The sequence below is a fragment of the Mesorhizobium sp. ISC11 genome, assembly GCF_037162595.1.
GTDB classification, from domain to species: domain Bacteria; phylum Pseudomonadota; class Alphaproteobacteria; order Rhizobiales; family Rhizobiaceae; genus Mesorhizobium; species Mesorhizobium ciceri.
This window is the reverse complement of the sequence record NZ_JAVSPW010000001.1, coordinates 5905590-5925927: the sequence shown is the minus strand read 5'-3', so window position 1 is coordinate 5925927 and position 20338 is coordinate 5905590. Positions and strand designations below refer to the sequence as shown.

General features: G+C 64.0%; 21 protein-coding genes. 17 read left to right on the top strand and 4 right to left on the bottom strand.

What is annotated here, in order from left to right; genetic code table 11:
* The first annotated feature begins 203 nt into the window (after positions 1-203).
* The 4 genes from RPF88_RS28660 (at position 204) to RPF88_RS28645 (ending at position 4981) form a co-directional block, all read left to right on the top strand.
* Positions 204-1196: an ABC transporter substrate-binding protein gene (locus RPF88_RS28660; protein ID WP_127384612.1), complete on the top strand. Its 993-nt coding sequence runs from the start codon at positions 204-206 to the stop codon at positions 1194-1196.
* Positions 1197-1379: 183 nt separating this feature from the next.
* A complete protein-coding gene (locus tag RPF88_RS28655) occupies positions 1380-2933 on the top strand; it encodes a sugar ABC transporter ATP-binding protein (protein WP_064995547.1) in 1554 nt (517 codons plus the stop codon).
* A complete protein-coding gene (locus RPF88_RS28650) occupies positions 2930-3895 on the top strand; it encodes an ABC transporter permease (RefSeq protein WP_013529527.1) in 966 nt (321 codons plus the stop codon). Before RPF88_RS28655 ends, RPF88_RS28650 begins: the two co-directional genes overlap by 4 nt.
* 66 nt (positions 3896-3961) lie before the next feature.
* On the top strand, positions 3962-4981 hold the full coding sequence (locus RPF88_RS28645) for a zinc-binding alcohol dehydrogenase family protein (RefSeq protein WP_337123606.1): 1020 nt from the start codon (positions 3962-3964) through the stop codon (positions 4979-4981).
* Between the two features lie 77 nt (positions 4982-5058).
* Here RPF88_RS28645 and phnF read toward each other — a convergent pair whose 3' ends face one another.
* Complete coding sequence (phnF, locus tag RPF88_RS28640) at positions 5059-5808, bottom strand: phosphonate metabolism transcriptional regulator PhnF (protein WP_164755509.1); 750 nt, start codon at positions 5806-5808, stop codon at positions 5059-5061.
* A 148-nt stretch (positions 5809-5956) separates the two neighbouring features.
* Between phnF and phnG the strand changes: the two genes are divergently transcribed.
* The 13 genes from phnG (at position 5957) to phnE (RPF88_RS28575) (ending at position 16692) form a co-directional block, all read left to right on the top strand.
* Positions 5957-6418, top strand: a complete 462-nt coding sequence (gene phnG, locus RPF88_RS28635; protein WP_063170338.1) for a phosphonate C-P lyase system protein PhnG — start codon at positions 5957-5959, stop codon at positions 6416-6418.
* Entirely contained in the window at positions 6418-7029 is a 612-nt protein-coding gene (gene phnH, locus RPF88_RS28630; RefSeq protein ID WP_127368880.1) for a phosphonate C-P lyase system protein PhnH, read from the top strand. Before phnG ends, phnH begins: the two co-directional genes overlap by 1 nt.
* A gap of 1 nt (position 7030) precedes the next feature.
* Positions 7031-8143 carry a carbon-phosphorus lyase complex subunit PhnI gene (locus tag RPF88_RS28625; protein WP_337123605.1) on the top strand — a complete coding sequence of 371 codons (1113 nt, stop codon included), beginning with the start codon at positions 7031-7033 and terminating at the stop codon, positions 8141-8143.
* Positions 8140-8559, top strand: coding sequence for a FosX/FosE/FosI family fosfomycin resistance hydrolase (gene fosX / locus RPF88_RS28620; protein WP_063169035.1), 420 nt, complete (start codon positions 8140-8142; stop codon positions 8557-8559). Before RPF88_RS28625 ends, fosX begins: the two co-directional genes overlap by 4 nt.
* Positions 8556-8831: a hypothetical protein gene (locus RPF88_RS28615; RefSeq protein ID WP_337123604.1), complete on the top strand. Its 276-nt coding sequence runs from the start codon at positions 8556-8558 to the stop codon at positions 8829-8831. Before fosX ends, RPF88_RS28615 begins: the two co-directional genes overlap by 4 nt.
* Positions 8832-8836: 5 nt before the next feature.
* Positions 8837-9772: an alpha-D-ribose 1-methylphosphonate 5-phosphate C-P-lyase PhnJ gene (locus RPF88_RS28610; protein ID WP_337123603.1), complete on the top strand. Its 936-nt coding sequence runs from the start codon at positions 8837-8839 to the stop codon at positions 9770-9772.
* On the top strand, positions 9769-10545 hold the full coding sequence (gene phnK / locus RPF88_RS28605; RefSeq protein ID WP_337123602.1) for a phosphonate C-P lyase system protein PhnK: 777 nt from the start codon (positions 9769-9771) through the stop codon (positions 10543-10545). The genes RPF88_RS28610 and phnK overlap by 4 nt, the downstream gene beginning before the upstream one ends.
* 208 nt (positions 10546-10753) lie before the next feature.
* The gene (gene phnL / locus RPF88_RS28600) at positions 10754-11461 is read left to right on the top strand and encodes a phosphonate C-P lyase system protein PhnL (protein WP_064995543.1); all 708 of its coding nucleotides are present in this window, start codon (positions 10754-10756) and stop codon (positions 11459-11461) included.
* Positions 11458-12075, top strand: a complete 618-nt coding sequence (locus tag RPF88_RS28595) for a DapH/DapD/GlmU-related protein (protein WP_337123601.1) — start codon at positions 11458-11460, stop codon at positions 12073-12075. Before phnL ends, RPF88_RS28595 begins: the two co-directional genes overlap by 4 nt.
* Positions 12076-12449: 374 nt before the next feature.
* Positions 12450-13307, top strand: coding sequence for a phosphonate ABC transporter ATP-binding protein (gene phnC, locus RPF88_RS28590; RefSeq protein ID WP_337123600.1), 858 nt, complete (start codon positions 12450-12452; stop codon positions 13305-13307).
* Between the two features lie 92 nt (positions 13308-13399).
* Positions 13400-14308: a phosphonate ABC transporter substrate-binding protein gene (gene phnD, locus RPF88_RS28585; protein WP_063169040.1), complete on the top strand. Its 909-nt coding sequence runs from the start codon at positions 13400-13402 to the stop codon at positions 14306-14308.
* A 57-nt stretch (positions 14309-14365) separates the two neighbouring features.
* Complete coding sequence (phnE, locus tag RPF88_RS28580) at positions 14366-15322, top strand: phosphonate ABC transporter, permease protein PhnE (RefSeq protein ID WP_024504428.1); 957 nt, start codon at positions 14366-14368, stop codon at positions 15320-15322.
* Positions 15323-15324: 2 nt separating this feature from the next.
* Positions 15325-16692 carry a phosphonate ABC transporter, permease protein PhnE gene (gene phnE / locus RPF88_RS28575; protein WP_337123599.1) on the top strand — a complete coding sequence of 456 codons (1368 nt, stop codon included), beginning with the start codon at positions 15325-15327 and terminating at the stop codon, positions 16690-16692.
* A gap of 153 nt (positions 16693-16845) precedes the next feature.
* Here phnE (RPF88_RS28575) and RPF88_RS28570 read toward each other — a convergent pair whose 3' ends face one another.
* The 3 genes from RPF88_RS28570 to RPF88_RS28560 all read right to left on the bottom strand — a co-directional run bounded on the left by RPF88_RS28570 (position 16846) and on the right by RPF88_RS28560 (position 20312).
* Positions 16846-17697 (bottom strand): sugar phosphate isomerase/epimerase family protein, encoded by an 852-nt coding sequence (locus RPF88_RS28570; RefSeq protein ID WP_337123598.1) that lies wholly within the window; start codon positions 17695-17697, stop codon positions 16846-16848.
* 227 nt (positions 17698-17924) lie between these two features.
* Positions 17925-19112: a Gfo/Idh/MocA family protein gene (locus tag RPF88_RS28565; protein WP_337123597.1), complete on the bottom strand. Its 1188-nt coding sequence runs from the start codon at positions 19110-19112 to the stop codon at positions 17925-17927.
* A gap of 144 nt (positions 19113-19256) precedes the next feature.
* The gene (locus RPF88_RS28560) at positions 19257-20312 is read right to left on the bottom strand and encodes a sugar phosphate isomerase/epimerase family protein (RefSeq protein ID WP_013529509.1); all 1056 of its coding nucleotides are present in this window, start codon (positions 20310-20312) and stop codon (positions 19257-19259) included.
* Between the last annotated feature and the right edge of the window lie 26 nt (positions 20313-20338).

Genomic DNA, 20338 nt, shown 5'->3' with positions numbered 1-20338 from the left:
TGACGGCGCCAATGGGAGAACAGGGCGGGGGATCTGCCTCTGCCAGACCTCGCAACGACTGATCAAACACCGCTTGCATCGATCTGTTCGATGCACTATCAAAACAGGGCAACTGTTTTTTATTGATAAAGTTCTGTTTGGGACCGCGCCTATCCGAACGGAGCTTCCGTATCGTTCACCGGGCGACTTAGGGAGGAAACCTCATGAAATTCGTGACCAGCATTCTCAACCGCCGCGCCGTCATGACGCTGGCAGCAGCTTCAATGCTCGCCGGCGTCATGCATTCGGCGCCGGTTTCGGCGGCGGACGTCACCATTCCGATCATCGTCAAGGACACCACGTCCTTCTACTGGCAGATCGTTCTGGCCGGCGCCCGCAAGGCCGGCAAGGATCTCGGCGTCAACGTGCCGGAACTCGGCGCCCAGGCTGAAACCGACGTCAACGGCCAGGTCTCGATCCTCGAGAACGCCGTTGCCAGCAACCCGGCGGCCATCGTCATTGCGCCGACCGAGTTCAAGGCGCTCGGCAAGCCGATCGATGAAGCCGCTGCCAAGGTGAAGGTCATCGGCATCGACTCCGGCGCCGACTCCAAGGCCTTCACCTCGTTCCTGACCACCGACAACGTCCAGGGCGGCCGCGTCGCTGCCGACGGCCTCGCAGCCGCCATCGGCGCCGCCAACGGCGGCAAGATCGAGGGCGACGTTGCCCTGATCACCAACGCACCTGGCGCCGGCTCGCTCGAACAGCGCAAGCAGGGCTTCACCGAACAGCTGGCCGCCAAATATCCGGGCCTCAAGCTGGTTGCCGACAAATACGCCGACGGCCAGGCCACCACCGGCCTCAACATCGCCACCGACCTGATCACCGCCAACCCGAACCTCAAAGGCATCTTCGCTTCCAACCTGATCATGGCGCAGGGCGTCGGCCAGGCCGTCGCGGAAAACAACCTTGGCGGCAAGCTGGCGCTGGTCGGTTTCGACAGCGACGAGAAGCTGATCAAGTTCCTCAACGACGGCGTCATTTCCGCCCTCGTCGTCCAGGATCCGTACCGGATGGGCTATGACGGCATCAAGACCGCGCTCGCCGCCTCCAAGGGCGAGAAGGTCGAAGCCAATGTCGACACCGGCGCCAACCTGGTGACCAAGGACAACATGAAAGACCCCAAGATCGACGCGCTGCTCAATCCGAAGCTCTGAGCCGTCGCATCCGCAATCGTCTCCGGGGCACCTCGCCCCGGAGACACAAACTGCCGCACAAACGGCTTGGCAATCCGCACGCCTGAGCCAGGCTGTTTTCGAGGCATATCCCTGCCTCGCCGCGTGCCAATCGTGAGGCCAGCCTGGGAAGCCAATCCGGGAGGCCAATCTGGGAGGATTGTCATGATTTCGACGGCGCAGGAACTGCATCCCGCACCCGTTCTGGAACAGGGGCGGACTATCCTCGAATTGCGTGGGCTGGAGAAGCGCTATCCCGGCACCCACGCGCTGAAACCGGTCGACCTCGCCTTCAAGTCCGGTGAGATCCACGCCATCGTCGGCGAAAACGGCGCCGGCAAATCCACGCTCATCAAGCTTCTGACCGGCGTCATGCCGCGCACCTCCGGAGAGATTGTCTGGGAGGGCCAGCCGGCCGCCCTGGCGACGCCGCACGAGGCGATGGCGCTCGGCATCAATGCCGTGCACCAGGAAGTCGTGCTGTGCCGTCACCTGACGGTCGCCGCCAACATGTTCCTCGGCGAGGAGAATTCGCGCTTCGGCATCCTGCAGCAGCGCGCCATGGTCAGGCAGGCGCAGACGATCATCGACGACCTCGGCTTCGATCTGCCGGCGCATGTCACGCTCGGCGACCTGACCATCGGCCAGCAGCAGCTGATAGCCGCCGCCCGCGCCACCGTGCGCGGCACCAAATTCCTGATCTTCGACGAGCCGACCGCCTACCTCACCCGCAAGGAAGCCGACCAGCTCTTCACGCTGATCCGCCGTCTGAAGGGCGAAGGCGTGACGATCATCTACATCAGCCACCGCATGGAGGAAGTGTTCGAACTCGCCGACCGGGTATCCGTGCTGCGCGACGGCACGCTGGTCGGCACCCGCAACATCGCAGAGACCAACGATGCCGAACTGGTCAAGATGATGATCAACCGCTCGATCGAGCAGGTCTATCACAAGGAGCATTTCACGCCGGGCGCCGCCATCATCGAGGCGAAAAACCTGTCCGGCAAGGGCTTCGAAAATGTCTCGATGACGGTCCGCGCCGGCGAGATCGTCGGACTCTATGGGCTGATCGGCGCCGGACGCAGCGAGTTCGTCACCACGCTCTACGGCCGCCACCGCAAATCCGCCGGCCAGATCCTCTGGGAAGGCAAGGAGGTACAGGTCAATTCCGAACATGACGCGATTAAGCTCGGCATGGCGCTGGCGCCGGAGAGCCGCCGCGACCAGGGCCTCTGCCTCAACCTGCCGGTCGGCTTCAACCTCAACCTGCCGATCTACAAGCGCATCTCGAACAATCTGCTGATTTCGAGCACGCAGGAGAAGACGCAGGCCGATCGCCAGATCGCCGATCTGCGCATCAAGACACCGACACGTGGCGCGCTGGCATCCAGCCTGTCGGGCGGCAACCAGCAGAAGATCGTCATCGGCAAATGGCTAGCGCACGGCGCCAAGCTGTTCATCTTCGACGAACCGACCGTCGGCGTCGATGTCGGCACCAAGGCCGAGATCTACCGCCTGTTCGGCGCGCTTTTGTCAAAGGGCGCCGGCATCATCCTGATCTCGTCCTATCTGCCGGAAGTCTATGAACTCGCCGATACGCTGCATGTGTTCCGGCGCGGCAAACTGGTGGCGACGCACGGTTTTCACGCCGCCAGCCACGAGGATATTCTCACTCAGGCGCTCGCCGAGAAACAAGAAAAGCTGGGAGGACAGATATGAGCACCGAGGCGATCGCCGTCGAAAAACCGAAGCGCAACTATAATGTCCTGTTCGGGCTGACGCTATTGGCGCTGCTGGTTCTGCTCTGGATCCTCCTCTCCGTGACGACGACGAGCTTCGCCTCGGCCAACAACATAGCCAATCTCCTGCGCCAGGGCTCGATGATCGCCATCATGGCGGTCGGCCAGACCTTCGTCATCATCACCGGCGGCATCGATCTGTCGGTCGGCGCCGTGGTCGGCTTCGCCACCGTGGTCGTGGCCATGATGATCAATGCCGGCTTCCCCATCTGGCTCGCCATTCTGGTGACGCTGCTGGTCGGTGTCGCCATCGGCATGTTCCACGGCTTCGGTATCGTCAAGATGGGCCTGCCGCCCTTCATCATCACGCTGGCGACGTTGACCTCGCTGCGCGGCATCGGCCTTTTGATGACCAACGGCAATTCGATCAACATCAACAGCGACACCTTCACCGCCTTCTCGCGCAATTCCTTCATCGGCATCCCCAACCTGTTCTGGATGGTGATCCTAGTCGGCATTCCGGCCTATATCTTCCTGCACCACAGCCGCTGGGGCAGATACCTGTTTTCGGTCGGCTCCAACGCCGAAGCCTCGCGCCTGTCCGGCGTCAATGTCCAGCGCACCATCTACATGGCCTACACGCTGTCGGGCCTGTGCGCCGCCTTCGTCGGGGTGCTGCTGGCCGCCCGCATCGGCATCGGCAACCCGACGCAGGCCGAGGGCTGGGAACTGCAGGCGATCGCGTCGTCGGTCATCGGCGGCACCTCGCTGTTCGGCGCCGTCGGCTCGGTGCATGGGCCGCTGCTCGGCGCCTTCATCCTGGCCACCATCAACAACGGCGCCAACCTGCTCAACGTCAACTCGTTCTGGCAGCGCATCATCACCGGCGCGCTGATCATCATCATCGTCTACTTCGACGGCCTGCGCCGCCGCGGCAAGTAGCGACCCCGCAATCAACCGCCGGTCCGCCACACCAACGGGCCGGCGATTTCATGACTGGATTAGCGCATGAAAGCCGTCCTCTGCCGTTCGCCCGGCGATCTTGTCTTTGAAGACCGGCCCGCACCCGAGGCACCGCCTCCCGGCTGGGCGCTGGTGGCGGTCAGCCATGTCGGCATCTGCGGCACCGACTACCACATTTTCGAGGGCAAGCACCCGTTCCTCGCCTATCCCCGCATCATGGGTCATGAGGTCTCGGGTACCGTGATGGAGACCGGCGAAGGCGTCGAACTGGCCGTTGGTGAGCCCGTCGTCGTCAATCCCTATCTTTCCTGCGGCAAGTGCATCGCCTGCCGGCGCGGCAAGCCTAATTGCTGTGTCAGGATCGAGGTGCTTGGCGTGCATCGCGACGGCGCCATGTGCGAACGCATCCTGGTGCCGGCGCAAAATCTCTATCCGGCCAACGGCCTGTCGCTGGCCGACGCCGCTGCCGTCGAGTTCCTGGCCATCGGCGCGCATGCCGTGCGGCGCGCCCGCGCCGACCCCGGCGCCCGCACGCTGGTCATCGGCGCCGGCCCGATCGGGCTCGGCACCGCCATCTTCGCCCGCATCGCCGGGCTGGACGTGACACTGCTCGACATGAGCAGTGAAAGGCTCGCCTTCGCTGGAAACGAGCTTGGTTTCCAGACCCTAGACGGCTCGCGCGGCGCGGTGCCCGATCTGGTCAGGGAAGCGACATCAGGCGAAGGCTTCGATGTCGTCTTCGACGCCACCGGCAACACCCAGTCGGTGCAGTCGGCCTTCGCCCATGTCGCGCATGGCGGAACGCTGGTGCTGGTCTCCGTCGTCAAGGACGACATCAGCTTTTCCGATCCGGAATTCCACAAGCGCGAGATGACGCTGATCGGCAGCCGCAACGCGCTGCGCGCCGACTTCGACCATGTCGCCGCCTCGATCCGCAACGGGGCCGTACCACTGGCCAAGCTCGTCACACACCGCACCACACTCGCCGCCACGCCGCGCGATCTGGCTCGTTGGGCGCATGAGAAATCCGGCCTGATCAAGGCTGTGATCGAGGTGGGGTTATAACATGGCAGGCGGCGAAGCCGGTCCTCAAATGCGCCGCCGCTGGCAAGTGAATGCGGCCGAGCTGGGCCGGGCACTCCCTACAGCGCCGACAGCTTCAGCTCCACCCGTTCGGCCGGAAAGCGCGACTCGGAAAACTGGATCGGCTGGCCGTCCGGCGTGACGTTGACGGCAACCGTGACCAGCACGATGGCGCCCGGCTGCAGGTCGAGGTCGGCAAGGTCCGCCGCATCGGCATGGCGCGCCGACAGCACGGTCGATTGCCTGAGATAGTCGTCTATGCCGAACCGCGCCAGCGATGCGGTGATCGAGCCTGTTTCCGCCATCGCGGCATCGATGCCGGCAAAGCGCCGGGCCTCGAACCAGCCGGCAGCGCGCGACACCGGCCGTCCGTCGGCTTCGCCGCGCGTTTCCAACCGGATCACATCGGCTCCCTTGGGAAGACCCAGTCCCTCGGCGACGCGCTGGCTGGCCGGCTCGACCGACGAGGCGAGCAGGACGATGTGCCGTTCCGTCGTTTGCCCTTGCAGCCCTGTCGAAAACCGTGTGCGCGCCCCGATCGGATAGGACAGCCGCTTGCGCGACAGTACGAAGGTGCCGCGCCCCTGCTCGGCCCGCAGCACGCCTTCCCTTACAAGGGCTGATATGGCGTTGCGCACCGTGTGACGGTTGACGCCATAGCGTTCTGCCAGCGCCACCTCCGGCGGCAGCGCTGCATTCTCCGTGAAATCGCCGATGGCGATCGCATGCAGGATCTTGTCGGCGATCTGCCGCCACAGCGAAACGCCACTGCGCCGCTCGATGCTGTCCGCTAACAGCCGCCCGACCATCATTGCCCCCAACCTTCCAGCGCCCAGTCTTCCAGCGCCCAGTCTTCTATCGCTGTCATCCACCCGTCATGGACACGCGTTAGATAATAGATATAATTTGTATAGTTGTCTACATCAATAGACAAATTAACAAAGAGGAATGCTGCTGATGCGAGGACAGGAAGCCCGCGACCAGGCCGAGCGCAAAGCCGCCATGGCAACCCTTACGCAATCCAGCGGCGATGACATCGTACGGCTCTGGAATGAGGCCGGACTGCCTTCGGACGCCGAGCTGTTGCGCGGCCCCGAAACCGGCCTTGTCACCCTGCGCGGCCGCATCGGCGGCGGCGGCGCCCCTTTCAATGTCGGCGAGGCGACCGTCACCCGCGCCACGGTCAGGCTACCCACCGGACAGGTCGGCCATTGCTATGCGCTTGGCCGCGACAAGCAGAAGGCGAAGCTGGCGGCTATCGCCGACGCCCTATGGCAGGACCCTGCCCGCCGCAATGAGGTCGAGACCGGACTGATAGCGCCTCTGCGGTCGGCTCTGACCTTGGCGCACGAAAAACGCCGCGCCGAGACGGCGGCAACGAAGGTCGATTTCTTCACCATGGTTCGCGGAGAAGACTGATGGACATTGCAGCGCAATCGATCGAGGGCGGGTTCGCCGATCCGGTCTTCAACGCCCAGACCGTGTTCCGCGCCGTGATGGACGCAATGGCTCGGCCGGGCAGCGTGCAACCGCTGCCGGCCTTCGCCCGCCCGCCGGTGCCGCTCTCGGCTACCGCCGGCGCCATCGCACTGGCGCTGTGCGACAATGACACGCCGCTCTGGCTCGACCCGGCTTTGCAGGCCTCCACCGCGATCAGATCGTGGCTTGGGTTCCATACCGGCGCGCCATTGGCCAACACACCGGCCGATGCGCATTTCGCCTTGATCGCAGCACCTGCCGAGATGATGGCGCTCGATGGCTTTTCGCAGGGCACGCAGGATTATCCCGACCGCTCGACGACGCTGATCCTGCAGGTCAGCGATCTGGTCTCCGGCACGCCGCTATTGCTCGAAGGTCCCGGCATCGAAACCAGCGCCACGATCGCGCCGGCGCAGATGCCACGCCATTTCGTCGAGCAGTGGAAGCAGAATATCAAGCGCTTTCCGCGCGGCGTCGACATCATCCTCGCCACATCAGGCGGCATCGCCTGCCTGCCGCGCACGACGCGCATCAAGACGATGGAGGCGTAAGATGTATGTCGCGGTAAAAGGTGGCGAAGCGGCAATCGCCAACGCCCACAGCCTGCTGGCCGACCGCCGGCGTGGCGACCGTTCGGTGCCCGCCCTTCGTCTCGACCAGATCGTCGAGCAGCTGGCGCTCGGCGTCGACCGGGTGATGAGCGAAGGCTCGCTCTATGATCGTGAACTGGCCGCGCTCGCCATCGTCCAGGCGCGCGGCGACATGATCGAGGCGATCTTCCTGGTGCGCGCCTACCGCACCACGCTGCCGCGCTTCGGCTACTCCAGGCCCATCGACACCGCCAATATGCTGGTCGAGCGGCGCGTGTCGGCGACCTACAAGGATCTGCCCGGCGGGCAGTTGCTCGGACCTACCTTCGACTACACCCACCGGCTGCTCGATCCCGAGCTTGCCGCCGGCGCCGATGTCGCCGAGCCCTTGCTGCGCGAGACGGAAGCGCAAGCCATGCCACGCGTCTCGGCGATCCTCGCCCGCGAAGGCTTGATCGAACCGGATGGCGACATGCCGCAGGACCATGTCCCCGGCGACATCACCCGCGAGCCGCTCGAATTCCCGATGGCGCGCGACATCCGCCTGCAGGCGCTGTCACGCGGCGATGAAGGATTCCTGCTGGCGCTCGGCTATTCCACCCAGCGCGGCTATGCCCGCAACCACCCCTTCGTCGGCGAGATCCGCATCGGCGAAGTCGAGCTGGAGCTCGACGTGCCCGAACTGCCCTTCGCGGTGCCGCTCGGCACTGTCCGGGTCACCGAATGCCAGATGGTCAACCAGTTCAAAGGCTCGGCCAAGGCGCCGCCGCAATTCACCCGCGGCTACGGCCTGGTCTTCGGCCAGAGCGAACGCAAGGCGATGGCCGTGGCACTCTGCGACCGGGCGCTGCGCACGAAAGAGCTCGGCGAGGATGTCGTCGCCGCGGCCCAGGACGAGGAGTTCGTCATCTCGCATTCCGACAATGTCCAGGCGACCGGCTTCGTCGAGCATCTGAAGCTGCCGCACTATGTCGACTTCCAGGCAGAACTCGATCTCGTACGCCGCATGCGCACCGAATATGACGCGCGCGAAAACCCCGTGAAGGTCGAAGAGAAGCGGGAGGCCGCGGAATGATCGAGGGCCTTTCCCACATGACCTTCATCGTCCGCGATCTCGAGCGGATGACCGAAATCCTCGAGGGCGTATTCGACGCACGCGAAGTCTATGTCAGCGACGCCAGGCAGTTCTCGCTGTCGCCCGAAAAATTCTTCCTGATCGGTGACATCTGGGTCGCCATCATGGAGGGTGAACCCTTGCCGGAGCGCAGCTACAACCACATCGCCTTCAAGATCGATGACGCCGATTTCGACCGCTATGCCGAGCGCATCGGCAGGCTCGGCCTCGACATGCGCCCGCCGCGCCCGCGCGTCGAGGGTGAAGGCCGCTCGATCTATTTCTACGACGAGGACAACCACATGTTCGAACTGCACACCGGCACGCTCAATGAGCGGCTGGCGCGCTATGCCAGGGGATCGGAGGCTGCGGAATGAATTTAGTGCCCGACGCCACCATGGCCGCCGCCATCGTGGGAATGACCGCCATAGCCGTCATACCCGGAGTAATCACCATTCCCGACGCCCACGGACTCACCTTGAGAGCCTTCTTTGGGGCCGGGCAAAATCATGCGCCGAAGGAAGAAGAGAACGACGCCGGCGAACACCACCAACAGAATTCCGAGATGCATCCATCCGGTCGAGTTCATCTGAATTCGCCCCTGTATCCGCGTCCTGGACGCCAATTCGATAGCACAATGTGGATGTGATCGCCATGACCGACATCGCCACCTACAACTTCGCCTATCTCGACGAGCAGACCAAAAGGATGATCCGCCGGGCGATCCTCAAGGGCATCGCCATTCCCGGCTACCAGGTGCCGTTCGCTTCGCGCGAAATGCCGATGCCCTACGGCTGGGGCACCGGCGGCGTCCAGGTCACCGCTTCGATCATCGGCCCGGACGATGTGCTGAAGGTCATCGACCAGGGCGCCGACGACACCACCAATGCGGTGTCGATCCGCGCCTTCTTCAAGAAGGTCGCCAATGTCGCGGTGACGACCGACACTGCCAGCGCCACAATCATCCAGACCCGTCACCGCATTCCCGAGCATCCGCTGACGGCGGCCCAGGTGCTGGTCTACCAGGTGCCGATCCCCGAACCCCTGCGCTTCCTCGAACCGCGCGAGACCGAAACGCGCAAAATGCACGCGCTGGAGGAATATGGCCTCATGCACGTCAAGCTCTACGAGGACATCGCCAAGCACGGCCGCATCGCCACCACCTATGCCTATCCGGTCAAGGTCGAGGGCCGCTATGTGATGGACCCCTCGCCGACGCCGAAATTCGACAATCCCAAGATGCACCGCTCGCCGGCCCTGCAGCTGTTTGGCGCCGGCCGCGAAAAGCGCATCTACGCGGTGCCGCCTTTCACCGAAGTGGTCAGCCTCGACTTCGAGGATCATCCGTTCGAGGTGCAGACCTTCGACCAGCCCTGCGCGCTGTGCGCGGCCGAGAACGTCTATCTCGACGAAGTCATCCTCGACGACCATGGCGGCCACATGTTCGTCTGCTCCGACACGGACCATTGCGAGAAGCGGCGAGCGGACGGCTATCGCGGCCATCTTGCCCCGGAAAACCATCTTGCCTCGGGAACCCATCCTGCCTCGGAAACCCATCCTGCCTCGGAAAAAATGGAGCCGGCGCAATGACCGACGAACCGCTGCTGCATGTCGCAGCACTTTCTAAATTCTACGGTTCGCGCGTCGGCTGCGACAACGTCTCCTTCCACCTGTGGCCGGGCGAAGTCCTGGCTGTCGTCGGCGAATCCGGCTCCGGCAAGACGACGCTGCTCAACTGCCTGTCGACCCGGCTGCTACCGAGCTCCGGCACCGCCAGCTACCGCATGCGCGACGGCCAGTTCCGCGAGCTCTACCGCATGAGCGAGGCCGAGCGCCGCTTCCTGATGCGCACCGACTGGGGTTTTGTCCATCAGAACCCCGCCGACGGCCTGCGCATGACGGTGTCGGCGGGCGCCAATGTCGGCGAGCGGCTGATGGCGGTCGGCGACCGTCACTACGGCAGGATCCGCGCCACCGCCGTCGACTGGCTGTCGCGCGTCGAGATCGACGAGGACCGCATCGACGACGAGCCCCGCGCCTTTTCCGGCGGCATGCGCCAGCGCCTGCAGATTGCCCGCAACCTCGTCACCGGGCCGCGCCTGGTGTTCATGGATGAGCCAACAGGCGGCCTCGATGTCTCGGTGCAAGCCCGCCTGCTCGACCTGCTGCGTGGTCTGGTCACCGATCTCGGTCTGGCGGCCATCGTCGTCACCCACGACCTTGCCGTGGCGCGGCTCTTGTCGCAGCGCATGATGGTGATGAAGGACGGCCGCGTCGTCGAAAGCGGCCTCACCGACCGCGTGCTCGACGATCCCCGCGCGCCCTACACGCAATTGCTTGTTTCCTCGATTCTGCAGGTTTGACGATGGCGCCAAGGCACCCCCCTCTGGCCTGCCGGCCATCTCCCCCTCAAGGGGGGAGATTGGCTATCGTCCTCGGTTTCGCCACTCTCCAACGTTGCAGAACAAGCGCAACGAGAAAGCCGCCGATCTCCCCCCTTGAGGGGGAGATGCCTGGCAAGGCAGAGGGGGGCGTTGGCCCGCAAACGAACGACAATTGGAGGGCCTTCTGATGGCAACCCCCCTCGTTGTCTCCGATGTCGCCAAGAGTTTCACCATGCACCTGCGCGACGGCATCAAACTGCCTGTTGTCGCCGGTGTCTCGTTCTCGATCAGGGCTGGCGAATGCACCGTGCTCGGCGGTCCTTCCGGTGCCGGCAAGAGCTCGATCCTGAAGATGCTCTACGGCAACTACGCCGTCGACGAAGGCCAGATCATCGTCACGCATGGTGATGGGCTGATCGACCTCGCCACCGCCAGCCCGCGCACCGTGCTGGCCATACGCCGGCAAACGATCGGCTATGTCAGCCAGTTCCTGCGCACCGTGCCGCGCGTCTCGGCGCTCGACGTCGTCGCCGAACCGCTGGTCGAGCGCGGCGAGGATCGCGAGATTGCCCGCGGCAAGGCACGCGCCTTGCTGGCGCAGCTCAACCTGCCGGAGAAACTCTGGGCTTTGCCGCCTGCGACCTTCTCCGGCGGCGAGCAGCAGCGCGTCAACATCGCACGCGGCTTCATCACCGAGCACCCGATCCTGCTGCTCGACGAGCCGACAGCCTCGCTCGATGCCAGGAACCGCGATGTCGTGATCGAACTCATCGCCGCCAAGAAGGCGGCTGATGTCGCCCTGCTCGGCATCTTCCACGACCACGACGTGCGCGAGGCGGTTGCCGACCGCATCATCGACGTCACCGCTTTCGCGCCCGGAAAAATCGCCGCATGACCAGGAAATTATCCGAGACGCCGTTGATCCATCCGACGGCGGAGGTGCAGAACTCGACGCTCGGCCGTTGGACCGAGATCGCCGACCGCAGCCGGGTCTCGGAAAGCGAACTCGGCGACTATTCCTACATGATGCAGGACTGCGCCGTCTGGTGCGCGACGATCGGCAAGTTCGCCAACATCGCGGCCAGCGTGCGCATCAACGCCACCAACCACCCGACCTGGCGGCCGACGCTGCACCATTTCACCTATCGCGCCTCCGATTACTGGGACGATGCCGAGCACGAGACAGAATTTTTCGCCCAGCGCCGCGCCAAGCGGGTCACCATCGGCCACGACACCTGGCTCGGTCACGGCTCGACCATCCTGCCCGGCGTCACCATCGGCGATGGCGCCGCGGTCGGCGCCGGCGCTGTCGTCTCGAAAGATGTAGCGCCCTATACGATCGTCGCCGGCGTGCCGGCAAAGCCGATCCGCGAGCGCTTCGATCGCCGCACGGCCGAACGCTACCAGGCGCTGGCCTGGTGGGACTGGGACCATGCAAGGCTGCGGGCCGCGTTGGATGACTTCCGGGAGCTCGAGGCCGAGGCGTTCTTGGAGAAATATGGCGGATAGCGACGCCAGGAACGGGCTGTCACTGACGCTGGGCAGCGGGGGCAAACCGCCCCCGCCCCTGCTATCCGCATGACGTGCCTCTCGACACCGGCATCGACGCCATGACGGCCCTTGTCTGGAACGCCTGAAGGACGGCCTCGCCATCGCCGGCGCGCGACGGGCGAGTATATGCGCATCAAGTGGTGCCGTCTGGCCACCGGCGCCAGCTCGCCAGGCCTGCATTCCACATCACCTTCGACTGCTGATCCTGGGCCGGCCGCAGACTCCGGCCTGTGGAGCGTAACAAAACTGACATCAACGCGACACGGCAGGTTCATGTGGCTGCGCTAGGCGAATGCCTGACGATCAATGGTCCCGGACTGGAACCTGCCCCCATGCCAGCAAATTCTGCCACGCTCGAAATCCGCGGTGTCACCCGACGATTTGGCAAGAACACTGCCGTCAGCGACATCAACATCGCGATCCCGCAGGGTCAGATGGTTGGCGTCATCGGCCGTTCGGGCGCCGGCAAATCGACCCTCCTTCGCATGATCAACCGTCTCATCGATCCCAGCCAGGGGTCGATTTTTTTTGACGGCGCCGAGGTCTCGAAGCTGAGCGGCTCGCCGATGCGGCGCTGGCAGCGCGACTGCGCCATGATCTTCCAGCAGTTCAACCTGGTGCCGCGCCTCGACGTGCTGACCAATGTGCTGCTCGGCAAGCTGAACCACCGCTCGACCATCACCAACCTGTTCGGCATGTTCTCCCGCGCCGAATGCGCCGAGGCGGTCGCGGCACTCGAGCGGCTCGACATCGCCCGCACCGCCCTGCAACCCGCCGGCACCTTGTCGGGCGGCCAGCAGCAGCGCGTCGCCATCGCTCGTGCCATGATGCAGCAGCCCAGAGTGATCCTCGCCGACGAGCCGATCGCCTCGCTCGACCCGCTCAACGCCAAGGTGGTGATGGATTCGCTGCAGGACATCAATTTGCGCGAAGGCATCACCGTCGTCACCAATCTGCACACGCTGGACACCGCCCGCACCTACTGCAACCGCATCATCGGCATGGCTGCCGGCAAGGTCGTCTTCGACGGCCCGCCGGAAGAGCTCAACCGCGAGGCGGTGCGCCTCGTCTACGGCGCCGACAGCAATGGCCAGGAAATCTCCGAGGCCATCACCTCGACCAGCGTTGCCTTCAGCCGAAAGATCGCCGCATCCGCCGGACCGCTCGAGCCCGCATTCCCGGGATATTGAGAGCGGTTGGGATCGCCAGCCCACGTCAAGGGCACCTGTCAAAATCGATAACGCTGCCGGCGCGGGGCCGGAACCTACAGGAGAAATATCCAATGTTCAGGAAGATGGTCTTTGGCGCCGTTTCGGTGCTCGCCATGGCGACCAGCATGGCCCATGCCGCCGACATGAAGGAATTTCGCGTCGGCATTCTCGGCGGCGAAAACGAAACCGACCGGCTGCGCAACTACCAGTGCCTCGCCGACCATCTGAAGGCCGAATTCGGCTTCGAAAAGGTCTCGCTGTTCCCCGCCGCCGACTATGACGGCGTCATCCAGGGCCTGCTCGGCGGCACGCTCGACTTCGCCGAACTCGGCGCTTCCGGCTACGCCAGCGTCGCTCTCAAGGACCCGAAGGCGGTCACCCCGATCCTCACCACCCAGCAGACCGACGGCGCCACAGGCTATTATTCGATCGGCCTGGCGCTGAAATCCTCCGGCATCACCGACATCAAGTCGGCCAAGGGCAAGAAGCTCGGCTACGCCGATCCGGATTCTACCTCCGGCTACCTGATCCCGCTGACCCAGATCCCGAAGGATACCGGTGCTTCGAACGAAACCTTCTTCGCCTCGACCCAGTTCAACGGCGGTCACGAGAACAACGTCCTGGCCGTGCGTGACGGCAAGGTCGACGTGGCGGTGGACGATTCTTCCGGCATCGGCGACTTCAAGGACGGCTACACCTCCGGCACCTTCCACAAGGAAGTCGCCAAGGGCGCCGTCGACCCCAACGACTTCGTCGAAGTCTGGCGCTCGGGTCTGATCCCGAACGGCCCGCTGGTCGTGCGCACCGCGCTCGGCGACGAAATGACCGCCAAGCTCGCCGACTTCTTCACGCAGTTGCCGAAGAAGGACAAGGCTTGCTTCGAAGGCGTCGAGGGCGGCGACTTTACCGGCTACGTCCCGGTTAAGGCGGACTTCTACAACGTCATCGTCGAAGCCCGTAAGGCAGCCATCGGCGGCTAACGGCGAAATCAGGAAGGGCGGCGTCGAGAAAACGCCGCCCTTCTTGCATGTCCGATCATGACCCTTTCCGTGACAGCCCCTTCCGGCGCCACTCATCAGATGGCCGACGCCTGGCGTCGCCAGACGTCCTTGCGCCGGCTCTACACCGCCATCGGTGTCGGCCTGCTCATCACCGCGCTCGGCAGCACCATGTGGTTCGCCGACGAGGCCAATGCCGGGCATTTCTTCGACCGGTTGCCGCATTTGCTGGATTTCCTGAGCTGGCTCGTCCCCAAGGATTGGAACGATGTCTGGCGGGCGATGTTCGACATCGCTTCTCCGCATGACACCGGCACCCAGGAATTCAATTTTCCGCTTGGCCGCTCCTATGTCTGGGGCAGCTTCTACATCCCCGAATATTTCGAGCTGATGCTGACAACGCTCAACGTGGCGCTGGTCTCGACCTTCATCGGCTTCGTCTTCGCCGTGCCGTTCTCCTTCATCGCGGCGCGCAATTTGACGCCGCATCCGGTGCTGCGGCTGATCGTCAAGCGCCTCATGGAACTGCTGCGCGCCTTTCCCGAGATCGTCATCGCCGGCCTGTTCGCCGCCATCGTCTCGATCGGCCCGATCGCTGCCATCATCGCCATCGGCCTGCATTCGATCGGCGCGCTGGGCAAGCTGTTCTACGAGATCAACGAGAACATCGACATGCGCGCCGAGGAAGGCCTGAGGGCCGTCGGCGCCAACTGGTTCGAGCGGGTTCGCTTCGCCGGCCTGCCGCAGGTGCTGCCCAACTTCATGTCCTACACGCTGCTGCGTGTTGAGATAAATGTCCGCATTTCCACCATCATGGGCGCGGTCGGCGGCGGCGGTATCGGCGAGGAGTTGAAGCTGTCGATCTCGCGCGGCTTCGGCGCCAAGACGATAGCCCTCGTGCTGCTCCTGTTCACGACGATCTTCATCGTCGACCAGTTCTCCGCCTGGCTGCGCCGCAAGCTGGTCGGCGAGCAGGCTTTCGTGATGAGCGCTTGACCATGGCCACCATGACCGCCGATCAGATCCAGTCGATCGAAGAGCGCTTCCCGCAGGTGTTCCAGCGGCCGTTCCACAAGCGCTTCGGGCCGCTGATGCTGCTTGGCGGCATCTTTCTCTACCTGCTGTACGCCTTGTGGTTCTTCAACCTGCCGCAGGTCATGCGAGAATCGCACTGGGAGCGCCTGCCGCTGTTCCTGACCCAGTGGATCAGCTACGACGTGCAGCCGATCTTCCGCCTCGATGAGCCGCAGATCACTGCCAAATATCCACGCTTCTCGGTGCTCGGCCCGAACCCGGATCCGGACTGGGTCAAGACCAATGCCGATGGTTCGGTGACGATCCTGATCGACGGCACCGCCAAGTCGATCACCTTCACCAAGACGCAAGCGACGATAATTGCCAACGGTGAGACTGTCGCGGTCGCGCTCGGCACCGGCAAGCCGCTGATTTCGGGACCGGCTCCCGGCTGGATCACCGCGCATGAGGATGAGGTGGTCGCCGACATGGGCTTTGCCGGCGAGGCCCGCGTCGCCGTTGACCGCGTCAGGATACGCAAGCGGTTTCTAGGCTGGGCAAACTTCGTCTTCGACACGCGCTCGCCTTTCTTCGGCAAGTCGGCGAGCGAAGTCGCCTCGCTGATCGTCTCCGGACCGGAACTGAAACCGGGCACGTCAAATCTGGCGCTGGCCGGCGACAACATCTGGAACAACGCCCAGTGGCAGCATGGCGATGTCTGGACGAAGCTCCTGCAGACCATCGTCATGGCCTTTCTCGGCACCATGCTGGGCGGCATCGTCGCCTTCCCGCTGGCCTTCTTCGCCGCCCGCAACATCACGCCCAGCCGGCTGGTCAACCAGGTGCTCAAGCGCTTCTTCGATTTCATGCGCTCCATCGACATGCTGATCTGGGCGCTGTTCTTCACCCGCGCCTTCGGGCCGGGACCGCTGGCTGGCAGTGCGGCGATCTTCTTCACAGAGGTCGGCACGCTCGGCAAAACCTATTCCGAGGCGCTGGAGAACATCGACGACAGGCCGCGCGAGGGGATTACCTCGACCGGAGCCAACGGCCTCCTGGTGCAGCGCTACGGCGTGCTGCCGGAAGTGGTGCCGGTGTTCATCAGCCAGACGCTCTATCAGTGGGAATCCAACACCCGCGGCGCCACCATCATCGGCGCTGTCGGCGCCGGCGGCATCGGCCTGAAACTGTGGGAAGCGATGCGCACCAACTCAAACTGGGCCAACGTCTTCTACATGGTGCTGCTGATCCTGGCCGTCGTCTTCATCTTCGACAACATCTCCAACTTCCTGCGCCGCCGGCTGAGCCGGACCATCCACGACTACAACAGGATCCAGGCTGAGCAGGGGTAGGCTTGTGATGCAGACGCGCAAGTCGTCTCGACCGGCGCCAAAGGATCGACCCCCACTCCGTCGAGCTTCGCTGGTGGCTCGGCGAAGCCGAGACGGAGTGGGGGAACCACCTGGCAACCGCCGCGAACGCAAATAGAAAATGGGCCAGGGCGCCTAAGCCGCCTTCTTCCACCCGCTCTTGATCTGCCTATACCCCTCCCGATAGACCGCTTCCGGGGTCTCTGAAAAATCCCGCCACACCTTGGTCGCCGCCGCCAAATCCTTGAGTGAGCGGCCGAACGCCTCGATCGTCAGCCAGTCGTCATAGCCGCTCTTGCGGATGGCGGAAAACGTTTCGGCCCAGGGGATGTTGCCGCGCCCCGGCACGCCGCGATCATTCTCCGAAATATGGATATGCACGACATTCCTGCGGTGTTTCGTGTAGGCGCCGATCGGGTCGGCCTCCTCGATATTGGCGTGGAAGGTGTCGTACATCGCCTTGATGTGCGGCCGGTCGATGGCGTCGATATGCTCCGACAGGTCCGCCATCGTGTTGACGAGATAGCATTCGAAGCGGTTCAGCGCCTCGAGCCCGATGGTGACATTCCTCTTGCCGGCATGGTCGCCGATGGCGCGCTGCGAGCCGACGGAGCGCTTCTTCTCCGCGGCCGTCGGCCCAGAGCCGGAAAAGGACCCGAGCGTCGAATGCAGAGGGCCGCTCAGCGTGTTGGCCCCAAGCGCCTGCGCGCAGTCGATCGCCCATTTCATGTAGTCGACACCGGCCTTGCGCGTTGCCGCGTCGGCCGAGATCAAATTCATCGCCGGATCGCCCATGGCCGAAACCGCAGTCCGCTCCAGCCCGATGCGGTCGAGCAGATCGCCGAGCTTTTTATAATCGTCCGGCGTGCCGGCGAAGATCGGTATCTCGACGCCATCGAAACCGGTCGCCTTGATGTCGCGCAGCAACGGCTCGTGTTTCTTCGACACCGCCGTCGTCCACAAGAACATGCACATGCCGATTTTCATCGACGCCCCCTCCCTTTGACGGCGCACTGGCTGTTCCGCCAGCTTCGCGCCATGCCCCCTCATCCGGCCGCTTCGCGGCCACCTTCTCCCCGCTGGGGAGAAGAGACTTGGCGTCGCGCCATCTCCTCCTCCTCCTCTCCCTCGGGGAGAGGTCGGATTGCCCCGAATTGCCCTTCGCAATTCGGCTGGCAATCCGGGTGAGGGGGCCTTCGTTACCCGCCGTGCGACTACAGCTTCGTCCACGCCCCATTTTTCTTCGACGATTTCACGCAGGCCTCGATGAAGGCCATGCCTTCTACGCCGTCCTGGATGGTCGGGAAGACGACGTCCTTGGGCGGCTTGCCACCCTTGCGGCGCGCTGCCCGGATGGCGCGCGCGGCCTCCTGGTAGATGTTGGCGAAACCTTCGAGGTAGCCTTCCGGATGGCCCGACGGGACGCGGCTGACACGGCCCGCCACCGGCAGCGCGCCGGCGCCATTGCGGGTGATCAGTTGCTTTGGCTGGCCGAACGGCGTGTACCAGAGATAGTTCGGGTCGGCCTGCACCCATTCCAGCCCACCCTTCGAGCCATAGATGCGCAGCTTCAGCCCGTTCTCATGGCCGGGCGCCACCTGGCTTGCCCAGATCATGCCCTTGGCCGGGTGCGTCTTGCCGGTAGGCTTGAAGCGCAGCATGACGTTGACGTTGTCATCCAGTAGCCGTCCCGGCACGAAGGCGTCGAGATCGGCCGACAGGGAGTCCAGTTCCAGCCCCGAGACGAAGCGGGCGAGGTTGTAGGCATGCGTGCCGATATCGCCCAGCGCACCGCCGGCACCTGCCTGCTTGGGGTCGGAGCGCCACGCCGCCTGCTTCTGGCCTGTCGCCGCCAAATCCTCGGTCAGCCAGTCCTGCGGATATTCGGACTGCACGATGCGGATGTCGCCGAGCACGCCCTTGGCGACCATTTCGCGTGCTTGCCGCACCATCGGATAGGCGGTGTAGTTGTGCGTCAGCACGAACACCTTGCCGGTCTTCTCGACTATCGCCGCAAGCTTTTTCGCTTCGGCCAGCGTCGTCGCCAGCGGCTTGTCGCAGATGACGTGGATGCCGGCCTCGAGGAAAGCTTTTGCCGCTGGCACATGCACATTGTTGGGCGTGACGATGGCCACCGCCTCAATGCCGTCGGGGTGCTTCGCCTCGGCCTTGGCCATCTCGGCATAGGATGCGTAGCTGCGTGCGGAGTCGAGCCCCAGTTCGGCGGCCGAGGCCTTGGCACGGGCCGGGTCGGCTGACAAAGCGCCGGCAACCAGCACGAACTCGTTGTCCAGCCGCGCCGCGATCCGATGCACCGCGCCGATGAAGGCGCCTTGCCCGCCGCCGACCATGCCGTAGCGGATCGGGCCGCCTCCCGTTTCCGACTTCGATGCGCCGACCATATCTTGCTCCTCGCTGTTGCTTACCCCCTTGAGGGGAGGTCGATCCGCGCAGCGGATCGGGTGGGGTCGTTGAGGCAGAGCGCGGTGTGAACCGACCCACCCGGCCTTGGGCCACCCTCCCCGCGAAGGGGAGGGAAAATCGGGCTAGATTCCCATCATGGCGCGCAGCAACTTCTTGTCGGTGGTGCCAGCGGCGAAGTCGTCGAATGCCTTTTCCGTCACCCGGATGATGTGGTGCTCGATGAAAGGCGCGCCTTCGGCCGCACCATCCTCCGGATGCTTCAGGCAGCACTCCCACTCCAGCACCGCCCAGGAATCATAATTGTACTGCGTCAGCTTGGAGAAGATGCCGCCGAAATCCACCTGTCCATCGCCCAGCGAACGGAAGCGCCCGGCGCGGTTGGTCCAGCTCTGATAGCCGGAATAGACGCCTTGCCGGCCGGTCGGGTTGAACTCGGCGTCCTTGACGTGGAACGCCTTGATGCGCTCGTGATAGATGTCGATGAATTCGAGATAGTCGAGCTGCTGCAGCAGGAAATGCGACGGATCGTAATTGATGTTGCAGCGCTTGTGGCCGCCGACCGCGTCGAGGAACATCTCGAAAGTGGCGCCGTCGAAAACGTCTTCAGACGGGTGAATTTCATAGCCGACATCGACGCCGTTGTCCTCGTACACGTCGAGAATCGGCTTCCAGCGTTTGCCGAGCTCGCCAAACGCTTCCTCAATGAGTCCAGCCGGCCGCTGCGGGAACGGATAGAGGTAAGGGAAAGCCAGCGAGCCGGTAAACGACACTGAAGCATTCAGGCCTAGATTACGCGATGCTTTGGCGCCGAACTTCATCTGCTCGACAGCCCACTTCTGCCGGGCTGCGGGATTGTTGTGCACCGATGGCGGCGCAAAGCCATCCATCTGCGCGTCATAGGCAGGATGCACCGCCACCAATTGCCCCTGCAGATGCGTCGACAATTCCGTGATCTCGACGCCGGCGTCGGCGCAAATGCCTTTCACCTCGTCGCAATAGGCCTTGGAAGAGGCCGCCTTCTTGAGATCGAACAGCCGCGCGTCCCAGGTCGGGATCTGCACGCCCTTGTAGCCGAGACCGGCCGCCCATTTGGTGATCGACGCCAGTGAGTTGAACGGCGCGGCGTCGCCCGCGAACTGCGCCAGAAACAGCCCCGGGCCCTTCATTGTCGTCGGCATCGGCATCCTCCCTCATTTCTCTCGCG

What these genes read in the sequence shown, in the direction of transcription:
- RPF88_RS28615 (WP_337123604.1), top strand. Translation starts at nt 8,556, where the DNA reads ATGAATTTAGTGCCCGACGCCACCATGGCCGCCGCCATCGTGGGAATG.
- phnH (WP_127368880.1), top strand. Translation starts at nt 6,418, where the DNA reads ATGGACATTGCAGCGCAATCGATCGAGGGCGGGTTCGCCGATCCGGTC.
- phnF (WP_164755509.1), bottom strand. Translation starts at nt 5,808, where the DNA reads ATGGTCGGGCGGCTGTTAGCGGACAGCATCGAGCGGCGCAGTGGCGTT.
- phnK (WP_337123602.1), top strand. Translation starts at nt 9,769, where the DNA reads ATGACCGACGAACCGCTGCTGCATGTCGCAGCACTTTCTAAATTCTAC.
- fosX (WP_063169035.1), top strand. Translation starts at nt 8,140, where the DNA reads ATGATCGAGGGCCTTTCCCACATGACCTTCATCGTCCGCGATCTCGAG.
- RPF88_RS28655 (WP_064995547.1), top strand. Translation starts at nt 1,380, where the DNA reads ATGATTTCGACGGCGCAGGAACTGCATCCCGCACCCGTTCTGGAACAG.
- phnC (WP_337123600.1), top strand. Translation starts at nt 12,450, where the DNA reads ATGCCAGCAAATTCTGCCACGCTCGAAATCCGCGGTGTCACCCGACGA.
- RPF88_RS28610 (WP_337123603.1), top strand. Translation starts at nt 8,837, where the DNA reads ATGACCGACATCGCCACCTACAACTTCGCCTATCTCGACGAGCAGACC.
- RPF88_RS28560 (WP_013529509.1), bottom strand. Translation starts at nt 20,312, where the DNA reads ATGCCGACGACAATGAAGGGCCCGGGGCTGTTTCTGGCGCAGTTCGCG.
- phnL (WP_064995543.1), top strand. Translation starts at nt 10,754, where the DNA reads ATGGCAACCCCCCTCGTTGTCTCCGATGTCGCCAAGAGTTTCACCATG.
- RPF88_RS28650 (WP_013529527.1), top strand. Translation starts at nt 2,930, where the DNA reads ATGAGCACCGAGGCGATCGCCGTCGAAAAACCGAAGCGCAACTATAAT.
- RPF88_RS28565 (WP_337123597.1), bottom strand. Translation starts at nt 19,112, where the DNA reads ATGGTCGGCGCATCGAAGTCGGAAACGGGAGGCGGCCCGATCCGCTAC.
- RPF88_RS28570 (WP_337123598.1), bottom strand. Translation starts at nt 17,697, where the DNA reads ATGAAAATCGGCATGTGCATGTTCTTGTGGACGACGGCGGTGTCGAAG.
- RPF88_RS28645 (WP_337123606.1), top strand. Translation starts at nt 3,962, where the DNA reads ATGAAAGCCGTCCTCTGCCGTTCGCCCGGCGATCTTGTCTTTGAAGAC.
- phnE (WP_337123599.1), top strand. Translation starts at nt 15,325, where the DNA reads ATGGCCACCATGACCGCCGATCAGATCCAGTCGATCGAAGAGCGCTTC.
- RPF88_RS28625 (WP_337123605.1), top strand. Translation starts at nt 7,031, where the DNA reads ATGTATGTCGCGGTAAAAGGTGGCGAAGCGGCAATCGCCAACGCCCAC.
- phnG (WP_063170338.1), top strand. Translation starts at nt 5,957, where the DNA reads ATGCGAGGACAGGAAGCCCGCGACCAGGCCGAGCGCAAAGCCGCCATG.
- phnD (WP_063169040.1), top strand. Translation starts at nt 13,400, where the DNA reads ATGTTCAGGAAGATGGTCTTTGGCGCCGTTTCGGTGCTCGCCATGGCG.
- RPF88_RS28660 (WP_127384612.1), top strand. Translation starts at nt 204, where the DNA reads ATGAAATTCGTGACCAGCATTCTCAACCGCCGCGCCGTCATGACGCTG.
- phnE (WP_024504428.1), top strand. Translation starts at nt 14,366, where the DNA reads ATGACCCTTTCCGTGACAGCCCCTTCCGGCGCCACTCATCAGATGGCC.
- RPF88_RS28595 (WP_337123601.1), top strand. Translation starts at nt 11,458, where the DNA reads ATGACCAGGAAATTATCCGAGACGCCGTTGATCCATCCGACGGCGGAG.